This is a genomic window from Microbulbifer maximicatervae (SeqCode) (assembly GCF_052467505.1).
The window spans coordinates 2,686,187-2,701,248 of record NZ_CP174313.1 but is presented as its reverse complement, the minus strand read 5'-3'; the positions used below and the strand labels follow the sequence as shown (position 1 = coordinate 2,701,248).

Sequence of the window (15,062 nt, the reverse complement as noted above, 5' to 3'; positions counted from 1 at the left end):
CAGTTAATGGACTTTTTTATGTAAAAGCATCCCATTATTTGGTTTTGTGGATATAAATTCAGCAGAAAATAAGAGCGGTGCACTTTTTTGGTATGGGGAATACTGGGTATGTTTTATTTTGGTGCTTTTATAAGACAGTGGCGGCTAAGGTGAGCTGAAAATAGGGGGGGTTGAAATAAGACCACGGTGCCAATCATGCTGGGAGCTGGTGATTGCTTAATAAGAAGTCCGGAGTGTCATTCCGGACTTCCCTGTAAAACAATAAATGCCGTATTGTAAAAACTATACAGAATTTTTACTTCTGCAATGCTCTACTGACGATAAGAAAAAGACAGACAAGTAGTTATCAGGTACTTATCTGTCGCTTCTATTATTTATTGTTGGGTTTTTACTTTTGCAACCCACTCATTAACCAGTTCTTCCAGTACATCCAAGGGGACTGGGCCACTGGCCAGGATAGTGTCGTGGAAGCCGCGAACATCAAACTGATCACCCAGTTCTGTTTTGGCTTTTTCACGCAGCTCGACAATTTTCAGCATACCAATTTTGTATGCGGTCGCTTGGCCAGGCATCACAATATAGCGCTCGATCGCTTTAACCACGTCGCCTTTCGGGTTCGGGGTGTTCTCTACGAGGTAGTCGATCGCTTGCTCGCGGGTCCATTTCTTGGCGTGAAGGCCGGTGTCTACCACCAATCGGCCAGCGCGCCACAGTTCCATAGCCAGGCGTCCAAAGTCAGAGTAGGGGTCTTCATAGAAGCCCAATTCTTTGGGCACCAGTTCGGAGTAGAGGCCCCAGCCTTCGGTATAAGCAGTGTAACCACCGTATTTACGGAACTTGGGAATATCCTGTAATTCCTGAGCGATAGAAAGCTGCATATGGTGGCCGGGGATACCTTCGTGGTAGGCCAATGCTTCCATCTGGTAAGACGGCATATCGTTCATATTGTACAGGTTGGCGTAGTAGATACCTGGGCGCGAACCATCGGGAGCCGGGCGCTGGTAGAAGGCCTTACCCGCAGATTTTTCGCGGAAGGCCTCTACGGCTCTTACATCGAGATCGGCTTTGGGCTTGGTGATAAACAGTTCATCCAGGCGGCCCTTCATGGTGTCGATAATTGCGGTGGCCTTTTCCAGGTATTCCGCTTTACCTTCCTCAGTGGTGGGGTAGTAGAACTGCTTGTCGGTGCGCATGAACTCGAAGAATTCCTGCAAGTTACCTTCGAACTTCACCTTGCGCATAATCTCGCGCATTTCGTCGTGAATACGGGCAACTTCCTTAAGACCGGTTTGGTGGATCTCATCGGCAGTCATATCCGTAGTGGTGTAAACACCGAGGCGGAATTTATAGAACTCTTCGCCGTCTGCCAGTTTCCAGGCGCCGTCGTCAGTGTTGGCTTTTTTCTCAAGCTCTTGCAGGTAGCTGATTAATTTTTCGTAAGCGGGGCCGGCGCTTTCAGTCAGGGCCTGGCTGGCTTTATTGACCAGTGATTTCTTTTGATCTTCACTGATTTCCAGCTTTTCTACTTTGTCTTTAAAGTCTGCAAACAGTGGGCTGTCTTTTTCACCGTTAAAAGGTGCACCGGTGATCAGGTTGCGGGAATCGCTAATAACGTAAGGGAATACAAACTTAGGTACGATTGTGCCGACTGCAGCATTGGCTTTCAGTTGTTCTTCCAACTGGGAGAAATACTTGGGCATGCCGTTCAAGCGGGCGATATAGGCCTCTGCATCGCTGACATCATCAATACGGTGCTGGCTGATCAACAGTGTGGCGGCGCTGGTATGGGTGGCATACATCTGGTTAACAGGGTAGCCGTGGTTACGCCACTTGTAGCCATCAATATCCTGTTGCCAGTTGCGTTTTGCCAGGCGCAGGCTCAGGCGGGTAGCGTCATCCAAGGTGGAAGGATCAATTTTATTCAGTTCCGCCAGCTGACGCTTGTCGAGCTCCAGGGTTTCCTTGGCAAATTCTGGGGAGAGGTTATCCCACTTATCGTAGTCTTCTTTTTTACCCAGGAAAGTTTTGGTCTCAGGACTGCGGGCGAGGTGCTCCTGGAAGAAGTCCTCGAACATCTGGTTTACGCGTTTGACTGCGGCTGGGTCCACTTTTCCTGCGACTTCTTGAGTCGCCGTGCTTTCCGTGGCTGTGGCGGTTGCACTCTGCTCGGCTGTGTTCGGGGCGCCGCGGTCACAGCCGCTGATTACCAGCGCGCTTATGGCGGCTGCGATCAGGGTTGGTTTCAACTTCATGAGCATATTCCCAGTGTTCGGTTCTTCGTTGCTAATTTGTGCCACTCCAGTGGCATTCTTTAGGTTGATTGCCTAAATCCCCCACACTTTATGCGGGATGTGTAGTGCAGATCAGCAGGTATTGTGCTGACTGGAGCAGCATTTGGCCAGTAGTGGGGAGAATTTGATTGGGAGGAGGGCATTAAGGAAATAAAAAAAGCGGGCACATGGCCCGCTTTTTCTGGTGACTTCGGGATTAAGCGAAGTTCTGGTTTACAAACTCCCAGTTCACCAGGGCCCAGAAAGCTTCCATGTACTTCGGGCGCAGGTTGCGGTAGTCGATATAGTAAGCGTGTTCCCAAACATCGCAGGTCAGCAGGGGAGTAACGCCTTCTTCAGTCAGCGGGGTTGCTGCGTTGGAAGTGTTTACAATGGCGACTGAGCCGTCAGCATTTTTTACCAGCCAAGTCCAGCCGGAGCCGAAGTTGTTTACAGCACTGGTGGTAAATGCTTCTTTGAACTGGTCGAAGCTACCGAAGGCTGCGTTGATAGCCTCGGCAATCGCGCCAGTGGCTTCGCCGCCACCGTTAGGGCTCAGGCAGTTCCAGTAGAAAGTGTGGTTCCAAACCTGGGCTGCGTTGTTGAACACACCACCGGAAGAGGACTTGATCACGTCTTCCAGAGATTTGTCAGCGTCAGCAGTGCCTTCCAGCAGGCCGTTCAGCTTGTCTACGTAAGTTTTATGATGTTTGCCGTAGTGGTACTCCAAAGTCTCTTCGGAGATATGCGGTGCCAGGGCGTTCTTAGCGTAGGGGAGTTCAGGCAATTCGAAAGCCATGGTGTTTTCCTTCCTTTGTCTGAGGGTTATTGGTGAGGGCATTCTACACGTGCCGCATCTCAGAATTAAGCCGGCGCGATGGATTAGGGAAGTTTGGGACGATTTCCTCAAACACAAGGGGGGAAGCTTTTGCTGTCAGCTCTATTCGACTGTCGTCTATTATTACTGACGACCGCTTACTTTTTCGTCAATTTTTGGTATAACTGCCGCAGAATTCGACGAATCTGAATGGATTCTATTGTCATATATTTCTGAAAATACGGTACCGGAAAGAGCAGCATAGAACTGGCGGGTACCGGACTCATCAGCACAGTTATCGGGTGTATCGAACCATGCAACGCAAAGAGCCCACACTGGGCGGCAGCGCCGCTCTTGAACCATCACTGGATCTCACTACCAGCGAAGAAAGGAGTGATTCACCAGAGCCCCAGGTGATCGTGGAGGAGCGCCGGGGTGGTTTCTCTTTCTTGGGGCTATGTGCCCTGATTATGGCGATGGGTGGCCTGGGAGCCTCGGGTTTCCTGTACCAGCAATGGCAGGACAGCCGGACCCTGTTGAGTGATGCTGAGACTCGTATTGCCGATGCGGAAAACCGTATTGCTGAACTGGAGAAGCGCTTTAGCCTCTCCGATGAGGAATCTACGGCATCGGTTGAAGTACTAAATGCAAAAGCCAAGGAAAACTCTTCGGAGATCCGCAAATTGTGGGGTGTTGCCTATGACACCAACCGCAAGAGTATCTCTGCAAATAAAACAGCAGTCGCGGCTAACAAAAAGCAAGTCGCCGCTCTCAGCACCAAGCTCAGCGGCCTCGAGTCCAGCGTGAAGAAAATCGCTGCTGTAGAGGCTTCGCTGGCAGAGTTGCGCAAGGGCAATACTGATTCCCAGCGTGAGATGACCGACAAGCTTGCACGCCTGGAGCGCCAGTTGGCTTCAGTGCGCAGTGACCTGACTATGCGTGTCGGTGCGAATGAAGAGGCTGTAGAGTCTATCGATGCTTACCGCCGTTCGGTGAATAAGGATCTGGTGCAGCTTCGCGATGCGATTCGCTCCCTGCAGTCCAGCGGTGATTCCACAGCTTCATCCATGTAGTTTTCCGGTTGAGTTAAAAAAGGCGGACCTGGTGTCCGCCTTTTTTTATTCCGTTTTCCCTTAAGGTGAATGGGATTTCTGGGAATATCTGGGTCAATAACCCTACATTTCGTGTAGAATCGCCGGCCTCGAGACGTTAATCGGAGTTGGCAATGACCACTATCCGCCAGGATGATCTGATCGGCAGCGTGGCCGATGCGCTGCAATTTATTTCTTACTACCACCCACAGGACTTCATTCAGGCCCTGAACAAGGCTTATGAGAAAGAGGTCAACCCGGCGGCCAAGGACGCCATGGCCCAGATCCTGATCAACTCACGCATGTGTGCCGAGGGCCACCGCCCAATCTGTCAGGATACCGGCATTGTCACCGTGAAGTTGAAAGTGGGCATGAATGTGCGCTGGGAAGCGGACATGAGCGTTACCGATATGGTTAACGAAGGTGTGCGCCGTGCCTATCAAAATGCCAGCAACGTGCTGCGTGCCTCTATTCTGGAAGATCCTGATGGTGCCCGTAAGAATACCGGAGACAATACTCCGGCGGTGATTCACTATGAAATCGTTCCCGGTGATACCGTAGAAGTTTATGTGGCAGCTAAAGGCGGCGGCAGCGAAGCCAAAACCAAGTTTGCCATGCTGAATCCATCTGACTCGGTGGTTGACTGGGTGCTGAAGATGGTTCCGCAGATGGGTGCCGGCTGGTGTCCGCCCGGCATGTTGGGTATTGGTATTGGCGGTACCGCTGAGAAAGCGATGCTGTTGGCCAAAGAATCCCTGCTAGACCCCATCGACATTCAGGAGCTCCAAGAGCGCGGAGCCTCTAACCGCGCTGAAGAGCTGCGTCTGGAACTCTATGATTCCGTCAACAAACTGGGCATCGGTGCCCAGGGCCTGGGCGGACTGACCACTGTGTTGGATGTGAAGATCAAGGATTATCCTACCCACGCTGCCAACAAGGCTGTGGCGATCATCCCCAACTGCGCGGCTACCCGTCACACCCACTTTACCCTGGATGGCTCCGGGCCCGCTCGCCAGACTCCGCCTAAGTTGGAAGACTGGCCGGAAATTACCCGCGAAGCGGGCAGCAATACCCGTCGGGTAAACCTGAATACCATTACCGCAGAAGATATCCAAAGCTGGCAGCCCGGTGAGACCCTGCTGCTGAACGGCAAGATGCTGACTGGTCGCGATGCAGCGCACAAGAAAATGGTAGATATCCTCGCCAAAGGCGAGAAGTTGCCTGTGGATCTCACCGGCCGCTTTATCTACTACGTAGGCCCGGTAGATCCGGTGCGCGATGAGGTTGTTGGTCCCGCAGGTCCAACCACCGCTACCCGTATGGATAAATTCACTCGCACTATGCTGGAAGAAACTGGCTTGGCGGGGATGATCGGTAAGGCGGAGCGCGGCCCCATGGCAATTGAGGCGATCCGCGATAATAAAGCGGTATACCTTATGGCCGTCGGTGGCGCTGCTTATCTGGTTGCCCAGGCGATTAAGGGCTCCGAAGTTATCGCCTTCCCCGAGCTGGGAATGGAAGCGATTTACGAGTTCGAAGTAGAAGATATGCCGGTAACTGTGGCTGTCGACAGTCAGGGTGAGTCAGTACACACTACTGGCCCGCTGATCTGGAAAGCCAAGATTGCCGAAGGTGAGGTGTAACGCTTCCGCCATTTAAAGAAAAGGCCCCAACAGGGGCCTTTTTTATTGGAATTTATTGCCTTGCTTGGCTAAGTCCGCCAGCATCAGTTCGCGAATAATTGGTATTGGTGCACTGCCATAGCTCAGGAACATCTCGTGGAACCCCTTGAGACTAAAGTTGTTGCCCATTTTCTTTTTGATTTCCTCGCGCAGGGCCAAAATATCAGTAAAGCCAGCAAAATAGCTGGTGAGCTGCACTTGGCTTAAGGTCGCCCTGCGCCATTTACCCTCTGCTTCAGCCTGTTGCTGAAAGGCATCCCTGACCATTAACTTCATCGCCTCTGCTTGGCTGATACCCTTTACCTGTACCTCATAATCCAAAATGGTATTAGTGATAGTGCGCAAGTTCCACTTGTAGTACATCAGCCACAGCTCGGGGGAAAAATTACCGTAACCCGCATCCAGCATCATGCGTTCCGCATAGACGGCCCAGCCTTCGATCATGGCAGTATTGCCGAGAATAGTTTTCAGGATACTGGGGGACTGGTTGGCGTAAACCAGTTGAGTGTAGTGCCCGGGGATCGCTTCATGGATATTGAGTATCTGCAGGATATAGTCATTGTATTCTCGCAGTAAGCTCTCCGCCCGTTGATCGGAGTAGGTCTCTATGGGCATCACGTTGTAATAGGTGTTTGCATTTTTATGGTAGGGGCCAGGCGCATTAATGGAAGCTACAGCAAAGCCTTGCAGATAGGCTGGAGTTGTTCGAACTACCAGTGGCTTTTCCTTGTCCAGGCTTAACAGTTTTTTTTCGGTCACAAACTTTGCCAGCTCCGGGATTTGTTGCTCTACTTTTTTCTTGAAAGTTTCTTTGGTGGCATGATATTGGGAAAGCTTGTTCAGCAGCTTTTCAATTTTTACCAGTGGCTCGTTGGGTGGGGAGTCAGAAGGAAAGTATTTTGGCCAGAGTTGATCGGCAAGCTTGGTCATTTTATCGTGGGTTAGCTGCTTCTCTATGATGGCGCGCTGATATAGTTCAGCAGCGCTCATTCCAATATTGATATCAAACTGGAATTTTTCTTCGTAGAGTTTTTCACCGATACGAAAATCACGGAATTTTCCGGATTTAGTCAATTTCTTTTGTAGGTTTTGTAGGAAGTGGATATAGCTTTGTATCGCTAAGCGAGAATCGTGCATTCGCCGTAGGAAAATCTCCTTTGCGTCCGCAGGCATCTGACTTTCTTTAACCGTTTTTTCCAGCTCTTCACCAAAGACTTCCAGTGAGCCTGTACTCTGTTGAATTGCTAATTCAAGCTGTGGCGCTGCCGGACGATAGATAGCTGCCTTAGCGGCCTGATAGTACTCGGGCACTTGCAGCATACGAGTGCTAACGGTATGTAGGCGCTTTAGAAGTGGCGCATAGTCGGTGTTTAGGATCAGGGCAAAAGAATGGGAAACATTATAGATGGATGGGTCCCATTGGTATGACTTAAAGCGGGTATATTGCCATTGCAGTCGCTGCAGAAAATTTTCTATAAGAGCGAGATTACTGCGTGAATTGATATTGAGCTGGCTTTTATCCAAGGCTGCAAATTTGCGTTCATAGATTTGAGCAAAATCCAATACAAATTCACGATAACTCTTATCGGGCACCTGAAGCTCTTTGGCTACTTCATAGTAGCCTTCACTGAGCGCCCAGGATGGGAATAGATTCCATAGGCCGTGTATAAATTGCTGACAGAGCTGCTCGAATGCCAGGTTTGTCTCGGAGCGCATTTCCTCCAGGATAACCTTCTCTGGTGGAGGAAGGCGCTCTCTATCCACTTGCTGGCGCTCACAGGCTCCTAGAGATACTAGAAGTAGTAATAGACTGAGGTGTGCTTTCATGACAATCCTCACGTTAATCTGCCGATGTCGACCCAATGCTGCGGTGGCTATAGATCGTCCAATATTTTTAGCATGCGGTTCCATTTTGTGATGGTAAAACCGGATAAAATGCGTTTTTGAGCCCTGTACTTGTTTCGTTAAGGGGGGGCGGGTAGAGTGAGGCCGGCCCAATTGAGCCGATAATAAACAAGGTTTTGAGGACCGATTCATGACCGAACTAGCTCAACAACAATGTGAAGCCTGTCGTGCCGATGCGCCGCTGGTGAGTGATGACGAACTGCCAGGACTGCTGCGGCAGATCCCTGACTGGACGCCGATGACCCGTGACGGAATTATGCAGCTGGAACGCGTGTTTAAATTTCGTAACTTCAAGCAGGCTCTGGCGTTTACCAACCGTGTCGGCGCGATTGCTGAAGAGGTGGGGCACCACCCCGCACTGCTGACTGAATGGGGTAAGGTTACGGTTACCTGGTGGAGTCACGAGGCTAAAGGCCTGCACAAAAATGACTTTATCATGGCTGCTCGCACCGATGAGCAGGTGGATGCTGCTTAACTAGTATTTCTTGTGGCGCCTATATCCGGCTTCGGGAGGCGATGGACCATTTGAAATAGCACTCACCGGTTCTTGGTAATCTTAGGGCTGGTGAGTATCCCAATTTAGCCCCTTTTCCCCCAAGACTAGGGGTGTCGTCTAAAGGGAGATAAGTCTTGTCAGAGTATACTTCAACGGTGACCTGGAAACGCGACGAGCAGATTTTCACCGATAATCAATACAGTCGAGCCCACACCTGGCAATTTGATGGTGGGGCATCTATCCCAGCCTCCTCTTCCCCCCATGTTGTACCCATTCCCTATTCAGTAGTTGAAAACGTTGATCCAGAAGAAGCTTTTGTAGCGGCTCTGTCCAGCTGCCATATGTTGTTTTTTCTATCGATTGCAGCCAAGCGAGGGTTTGTGGTTGATGAATATTGCGATGAAGCTATAGGAATTATGGGGACTGATAAGGATGGTCGAATTGCTATGACTAAAGTTACCCTGCGTCCTTCAGTGCGCTTCTCCGGTGAAAAACAACCCAGTCGCGAGCAGTTAGAAAAAATACATCACCTTTCCCACAAACAGTGTTTTATTGCGAACTCTGTGAAAGCTGAAGTGGTGACAGAGATCCAGGAAGTTCCAGTTTAAGTACCTTCCTATAACGATTGGGTTGTCGCTGGGTACTAGGTAGGCTTAGCGGTACTATTAATTTGTTTATTTTATTCGGCAAGGTATGTACACAATTATTGAGAAAGTAGCTTCTACCGAGGATTTCCTCAAACTGCGAGAGATAATAGGCTTAACCCCCAGAAGCCGTGAAGCAGCGGAAAAAGGCCTTTCAAATAGCTTGTACGGTATCCATATAAAAAGACAATCTGAAACTGTCGCCATGGGGCGGGTAGTGGAGGATGGCGCACTTAATTTTGAGATAGTGGATGTTGCTGTCGATCCCAAATTCCAAGGTGTTGGCCTGGGGCGTCAGATCATGGAGCACATTATGGCTTACCTGGATCGAGAAGCCCTTCCTTCAGCATATATTACGTTGATGGCAGATGTTCCCGAGCTTTATAGAAAATTTGGATTTGAATTGAGCCGTCCAGACACTGAAGGGATGTATCTTATCAAATAATGGCACAGAGCTATTATTGTGGATTCGAAGTTGGCTTTACACCCATGAACAAATAACTGATTCAGTGTTGGCTATATCGTTTATGGTATTGAAATCATTTAGGTGTTGAATAGGTTGCTTGTGTTTCATCATACAGTTGATTCCTTTAATTGCGTTACTTTGGATCTCGAGAATTTTTCTGGTACGGAAAATCAGTTCTTGGTTGAACTGGTAGCCATTATAGAAGTATCCAGAGTTAACAGCCGAAAGTTGATATGGATAGATCTCCGAGATGCACTTACCCGGTTTATCCCGATATGCCTAAAGCATGGTTTTACATTTCATAGCTGTCGGGATTCTGCTACAAGGCTGGTTCTTAAGCTTCAGGAAGATGCATATGTTCCCTTCTACCCAACCCATACGGTGGGAGTTGGGGGATTCGTACTTCTTGATGGGCAACTGCTCTGTGTCCAGGGCCACAGTGCAGCATCGAGCCCGAAGCTGCCTGGAGGAACCGTTGATCTGGGTGAAAAGATAGCCGATGCGGTGATTCGTGAGGTTTATGAGGAGACCGGTGTGTCCTGCGAGTTTTCCTCAGTACTCGGATTTGCTACCCGATTTCCTACGAATTTAGGCTATACGGATATCTACTTCGTATGTGAATTGAGTGCCTTAAATCGGGATATTTCAATAACAGATACGGAAGAAATTAAGCATGCTTCCTGGGTAGATATTGACCACTACTTAAATGGAGGGCATATCTCAGCATTTAATAGACATGTAGCTGAAATGTCCATGCAAAGGCTTGGTTTAACCCAGGTCAGCCAGGATTCTTACAAGGATCCCTTCGCAAAGCAGGAAATATTTTGGACTAATGCCTAAAAGATCCAAATGATTAGTTGAGTATATATCGCAGTTTAACTACTTACTTTTTGGGCAGAGGGAAAGACTAAGCTGCATTCTAAACACATCGTGAATTCTTCTTTCTCATTGAGTCCAGAACGCGGCGTATGATTTCTTCCTCTTCTGATTATTAAATGTGGGTTAAATGGTTAGCTGGTGGAAAGATGGAGTGTTCCTGTGAAAGGCAAATTTATAGCAATTTTAATTGCCGCAGTTTGGAGTTTGACTGCTCAATCCAATGAGTTAACTATTGGTGAGCGCAAGGTTATTGTCTCGCAAACTCTCGAAGAGAGAAGGGAGTATTGGATTTCTCTTCCCGCATCCTTTAAAAACGGTGGATATAAAGATTACCCGGTTCTCTATTTGCTTGATGCAGATTTTAATAGCTTCTTTCATGTCTTTACAGGTATGGTTCGGCAGCTGAGCTCTGATGCCACTCCAGTAATTCCTGAAATGATTGTTGTAGGTATCGTAAGCCAAGAACGTGTAAGAGATAGTTCACCTACTAGATCGCTAACTGAATATGGTGGACGTAAAAATCAGGCGCTATCCAATACAGGGGGCGCTGATCAATTTCTTGAATTTTTAAGAGAAGAGCTTATCCCAGAGATAAACGCGGAATATCCGACATCTGGGTATCAAATTCTTGCAGGTTACTCATTTACAGGTCTACCTGTTATTCATAGCTTATATTCATCGCCTGAAGATTTTAATGCGTATATCGCTATTGATCCAAGTATGTGGTGGGATGAGCAAATTATGTTGAAGCGGTATTCTGAATTCCTACAAGGTAAATCAACTGAAAAGCGCAGGCTGTTTATCGCTACTTCAGAGAGAGTAGAAGGTGTATATCCTGATGAAAACTATGTTGCAGAATTTATTAGGCTGCTAAATGAGAAGCCCAAAAAAGGGTTGTACGTAGATTCAGTAATATATGGGCCAGAGGAAAATCATCATACAATGCCCGTTATTAGCTTTTATAGAGGGCTTCGATCAATTTTTGATGGTTATATGATCGATGATCAAGCTAGATTTCGCACCGCAGTGAATGTTAAAAATCACTTCGAACAGTTCTCAAGAAAGCTCGGAGGGACGTTTATGTTGAGGGAAGATGTTATTCGTTTCTTTGGCTATGATCGTCTCTATAATGATCAGTTTGGCATAGATGTTGATAAGGCAATAGAATTTTTCGAATTGAATACACAGTTTTATCCAGGTTTATATAAGACCTGGGATAGTTTGGCTGAAGCTTATATGGTAAAGGGGAAGAAAGAGCTTGCTATAGATTGCTATAGAAAGTCATTGTTAATAAATCCTGATAATGAAAATGCTAAAAGTAGAATGTCTGATTTATTGATATATTAGTTTTTTTAAGTCTAGCTCCTTATAGTCGTGTGCTGCCCTTGGGTAGGTGGTGAAAAAGACTCGCTGATAGTGGCTCGATTGATTGCCGCACAAGCAGGTTGGAAACTCTTTTGAGAATGAGGGTTAGAGAGTTGACGCTCAAAGAGAAATGTTTAAGCTAAATCCTCATAAAGTCGTGCACTGATCTGTAATTTGAGCTTTCAATATGAACTCTGTGTTAGCTGGAAGTAGTCTTATCTATTTGATATTATTTCAGTATAATCCGATATAATCAGGTATGATTATATCGGCAAAATAACATTTTCTGTTTGTGCCCATAAGGAAGTTATAGTCGATTGTGGCTAGGTATCCCTAAATCTTGAACTGACTATTTAAGTTTCAGGGCAATTTATTATAGTAAGGTTGTTTAATGAGAAGGATAGTTCTCCCGTTTTTTTTTACTTTTTTCTGGTTGGGTATTTTCTGGAGAAAGTAAAAGCGAGGAAGTTGGAGATATTTTTATTGGTGCAAAATTAATTGAGAGTTCCCCGCTTAAGTATCCGCCCTCAGAAGCTCGCTCCCAAAGAGAGGGGTGGGTTGTTTTGAGTTATGTTGTTTCGGTTGAAGGTGTTGCAGTTGATGCGATAGTCGTCGATTCTAGCGGCAATAAGCAATTTGAGAGGAGTGCGTTAAGTAATATTAAAACATGGACTTGGGAGCCAGCGACATTAAATGGGAGTCCGGTAGAGCAAATTTATACTCGGAGCAAGTTTACTTTTAATATGAAAATGACATCCTCCGGGGCAAGGCGTTCTTTTGTTTTGAGGTATAAGGAAGCGGCCTCTCTCATTAAGAATGGTAGTCTCGATGAGGCCGAAGTGAAAATTAAAAAGCTGGGAAAGCGTGAGAAATGGAATCACTATGAGGATTCCTGGTTTTGGTGGTTAAAGGCACAATACAATTTGGCACAGGGGAACAAAGAGGCAGCTTATGGGAACCTGTTAAAGTCGATAGCTTATGACGGCGTTTATCTTCCTGGTAATTTTTATATGACTGCACTGGAAATTTTATTTCTATCGCAAGTTGAGCGTGCTTACTATTCGGATGCCTTGGATACCTTTTCCAAGATGAAAGAATTTTCGGATGGCAAGTATGAGGATAAGATCTTAGAGTTAAGCAGTATTGAAGAAAAGATCAAAATTTTTCTTGCTAGTGATAGTCCTATTGCTGTTAGTGGTGCCATTGGCGAGCATGAAAACTGGCCGTATAAGCTCAATAGAAGAAAGTTCTATTATCAAAATATAGTTGGTAGTGTTGATAAGTTTGAATTAAGGTGCGATAGGAATAGGCAGGTCTTTGAGTTTTTGCTGGATAATACTTGGGAAGTACCGGAAAGTTGGGGGGCATGTACCGTGTATGTTTATGGTGAGGAAGGCACTAAAGTTGAAATTGTCGAGCTTAGAGGTTAATAGGGCGGGGCAATTTGATTGCTTTGGGTATCTATTTTTGTTGGCTGTATATCGCTGTAAAATAGAGGCTTAATTCAAGAGGGTCCCTGCTTTGTCGGGGGTCCAGATAGTAATAGTTTGTCAAATGATTACTCTAATAAATTTCTGACAAATTGTAGTAATTCAAACTTGACCTGACAGAGTATCTCCAGAAAAACCAGTAACTGTCAGATCAAATATGAACTAATCCAAATTAGAATCGCTACTTTAGAAGTTAAGTAGCTATTGTTTTCAATGGTTATACTCAACTTGGTGATCTGAAATTCTACTGTTTTCCTAAAGTCAGATCGCCAAGTTATTTGACGCAGTATTTTTCTGATTTTTATTGCGTTTGATCTAGTTATCTAAAATTAAGTTGTTCTCTGGGTTGTAGTAGCAGTAATCATAGTCCAAGTTCTTGCGAAAACAGTAGGGGTCTATAGCATCAGCATCCGACCATAACCCAAGGCCGTAGTAGTAGGCGAATTCCTGCTCTAGTTCAAATTCGCTGCCGCAGTAGTATTCATAATTCCAGGCAGCCCCACGTATCACCATTTCCTGATTGATATTGTAACCATTCACATATAAGTACCCGGTCTCCCGGCCATAGACATCTTTTCCGGTAGATTCGAAATCAACTGAACCAAATGACAATAAGTAGCTGAGAGTTTGAGTGGCTTCGGATCCGTAAGATTGGGTGTTGGGATTGGTTTCAGGGGCATCAATGCAGTTTAAACGGATCTTTACGTACTCACTGTCGACGTAACCGTGAACTGTATCGCCATCAATAATTTGATAGTTTGTTAACGGCGCTGCCTGTGTCGAAGTAGATAGGGCCGCCATGATAAGTAGTCTTTTCATTATGATTATCCTAGATAAAGTTACATGGCGCAGCATAGGTAGGGGTTGTTACGTTGCTATGTATAAATAGTGATATAAAAAATGGATTTTTATTAAATGTATGGTGAGGTCACATTTTTAATAGGAGGGAGTAGCTTTTAACCATGTGGTAAAAGATGTACTGAAATCTATGGCCAAGGTATATGAGAGGGTGGTAAGCGTTAAGATGGTGGAGTTAATTTTTATTTTGCGCGGACCGATAGCTCTTATCTTCAAGAGCTATCGGAGATGGAAATAGAGTTGATTTATTCAAAGATACTTTAAGCTTGGCGTGGACTTGCCCAGAGTAAAAACTCCCGGTTGCCATCGCCGCCTTTTATTGGACTGTCAATATACTCTTTCACTTCAAGTCCCAAGTCTTCACATAAGGCAGTAATGCGCTCGCGCACCTCCGGGTAGTATTTGGCATCTCGCACCAGACCACCCTTGCCGATCCCCTCCGGGCCCACTTCAAATTGCGGTTTAACCAGACTTAAGAGTTGCCCCGAAGGTTTAAGCAAGGCGGGTAACTGCGGCAGAATGAGTGCTTGGGAAATAAAAGAGACATCCATAACGATGGCATCAAAACCTGTGTCTCCGTGAGGGGAGATTTGGGAGGCTTCCAGGTGGCGTGCATTTACCCCTTCAAATAGGTGCATACGGGGGTCATCCAGTAACTTCTGCGCCAACTGATCTCGCCCAACATCAACACCGACGACTGATGCTGCTCCCCGTTGAAGTAGGCAGTCGCTAAAACCGCCAGTAGAGCAGCCAACATCCAGTGCGTGCCACCCAGAGGGGTTTAGTCCTGTCTGGTCGAGGATGGCGGCCAATTTCACGCCCGCTCGGGAAACATACTGGTCTTCCGGTAGGGGGGTGACTTCAAGGGCGCAATCTTCTGGAATGCTCTGCCCGGCCTTGCGCGCGGGCTGGAGGGTACCGCCATCGGATACCATGACCCTTCCGGCATCAATCAGTTTCTTTGCATGGGTGCGGGAGTTTGCCAGCTCTCTCTGTACAAGCAGTTGATCCAATCGGGTCATGTTTCGCGGTGCAATCCTGTTTACATAATTGAGAATACAGGGTCCATGCTAACCTCTGGCTCCAGCAGGTAGAAGTG

Annotated in this window: 13 protein-coding genes; 8 read left to right on the top strand and 5 right to left on the bottom strand. The window is 46.9% G+C overall.

Translation table 11 applies throughout. The features are described from left to right. Positions 1-374: 374 nt before the first annotated feature. Complete coding sequence (locus tag ACJJIN_RS11890; RefSeq protein WP_444894804.1) at positions 375-2,252, bottom strand: DUF885 domain-containing protein; 1,878 nt, start codon at positions 2,250-2,252, stop codon at positions 375-377. A 235-nt stretch (positions 2,253-2,487) separates the two neighbouring features. Continuing rightward, the gene (gene sodB / locus ACJJIN_RS11885) at positions 2,488-3,069 is read right to left on the bottom strand and encodes a superoxide dismutase [Fe] (protein WP_108732228.1); all 582 of its coding nucleotides are present in this window, start codon (positions 3,067-3,069) and stop codon (positions 2,488-2,490) included. Between the two features lie 332 nt (positions 3,070-3,401). On the opposite strand from sodB, the gene ACJJIN_RS11880 reads away from it, so the two are divergent. Beyond that, complete coding sequence (locus ACJJIN_RS11880) at positions 3,402-4,160, top strand: coiled-coil domain-containing protein (RefSeq protein WP_282931689.1); 759 nt, start codon at positions 3,402-3,404, stop codon at positions 4,158-4,160. A gap of 152 nt (positions 4,161-4,312) precedes the next feature. Continuing rightward, positions 4,313-5,821 carry a fumarate hydratase gene (locus ACJJIN_RS11875; protein ID WP_413664798.1) on the top strand — a complete coding sequence of 503 codons (1,509 nt, stop codon included), beginning with the start codon at positions 4,313-4,315 and terminating at the stop codon, positions 5,819-5,821. A gap of 42 nt (positions 5,822-5,863) precedes the next feature. Here ACJJIN_RS11875 and ACJJIN_RS11870 read toward each other — a convergent pair whose 3' ends face one another. Next, entirely contained in the window at positions 5,864-7,687 is a 1,824-nt protein-coding gene (locus ACJJIN_RS11870; protein WP_444894803.1) for a DUF885 domain-containing protein, read from the bottom strand. A gap of 208 nt (positions 7,688-7,895) precedes the next feature. Here ACJJIN_RS11870 and ACJJIN_RS11865 point away from each other — a divergent pair, with 208 nt between their 5' ends. From ACJJIN_RS11865 to ACJJIN_RS11840, 6 genes are all read left to right on the top strand, one after another. Beyond that, on the top strand, positions 7,896-8,240 hold the full coding sequence (locus tag ACJJIN_RS11865; RefSeq protein WP_108732232.1) for a 4a-hydroxytetrahydrobiopterin dehydratase: 345 nt from the start codon (positions 7,896-7,898) through the stop codon (positions 8,238-8,240). A 155-nt stretch (positions 8,241-8,395) separates the two neighbouring features. Further along, complete coding sequence (locus ACJJIN_RS11860; RefSeq protein WP_282931692.1) at positions 8,396-8,869, top strand: OsmC family protein; 474 nt, start codon at positions 8,396-8,398, stop codon at positions 8,867-8,869. Between the two features lie 85 nt (positions 8,870-8,954). Continuing rightward, positions 8,955-9,350 (top strand): GNAT family N-acetyltransferase, encoded by a 396-nt coding sequence (locus tag ACJJIN_RS11855; RefSeq protein ID WP_444894802.1) that lies wholly within the window; start codon positions 8,955-8,957, stop codon positions 9,348-9,350. 120 nt (positions 9,351-9,470) lie between these two features. Next, positions 9,471-10,211, top strand: a complete 741-nt coding sequence (locus tag ACJJIN_RS11850) for an NUDIX domain-containing protein (protein ID WP_444894801.1) — start codon at positions 9,471-9,473, stop codon at positions 10,209-10,211. A 198-nt stretch (positions 10,212-10,409) separates the two neighbouring features. Beyond that, positions 10,410-11,597 carry an alpha/beta hydrolase-fold protein gene (locus tag ACJJIN_RS11845; RefSeq protein ID WP_444894800.1) on the top strand — a complete coding sequence of 396 codons (1,188 nt, stop codon included), beginning with the start codon at positions 10,410-10,412 and terminating at the stop codon, positions 11,595-11,597. A gap of 494 nt (positions 11,598-12,091) precedes the next feature. Beyond that, positions 12,092-13,045 carry an energy transducer TonB gene (locus tag ACJJIN_RS11840; RefSeq protein WP_444898251.1) on the top strand — a complete coding sequence of 318 codons (954 nt, stop codon included), beginning with the start codon at positions 12,092-12,094 and terminating at the stop codon, positions 13,043-13,045. Between the two features lie 375 nt (positions 13,046-13,420). Here the strand turns inward: ACJJIN_RS11840 and ACJJIN_RS11835 are convergent, their stop codons facing one another. Both ACJJIN_RS11835 and ACJJIN_RS11830 read right to left on the bottom strand, forming a co-directional pair. After that, the gene (locus ACJJIN_RS11835) at positions 13,421-13,924 is read right to left on the bottom strand and encodes a thermonuclease family protein (RefSeq protein ID WP_444894799.1); all 504 of its coding nucleotides are present in this window, start codon (positions 13,922-13,924) and stop codon (positions 13,421-13,423) included. Positions 13,925-14,223: 299 nt separating this feature from the next. After that, a complete protein-coding gene (locus tag ACJJIN_RS11830) occupies positions 14,224-14,985 on the bottom strand; it encodes a TlyA family RNA methyltransferase (protein ID WP_444894798.1) in 762 nt (253 codons plus the stop codon). Positions 14,986-15,062 lie beyond the last annotated feature (77 nt).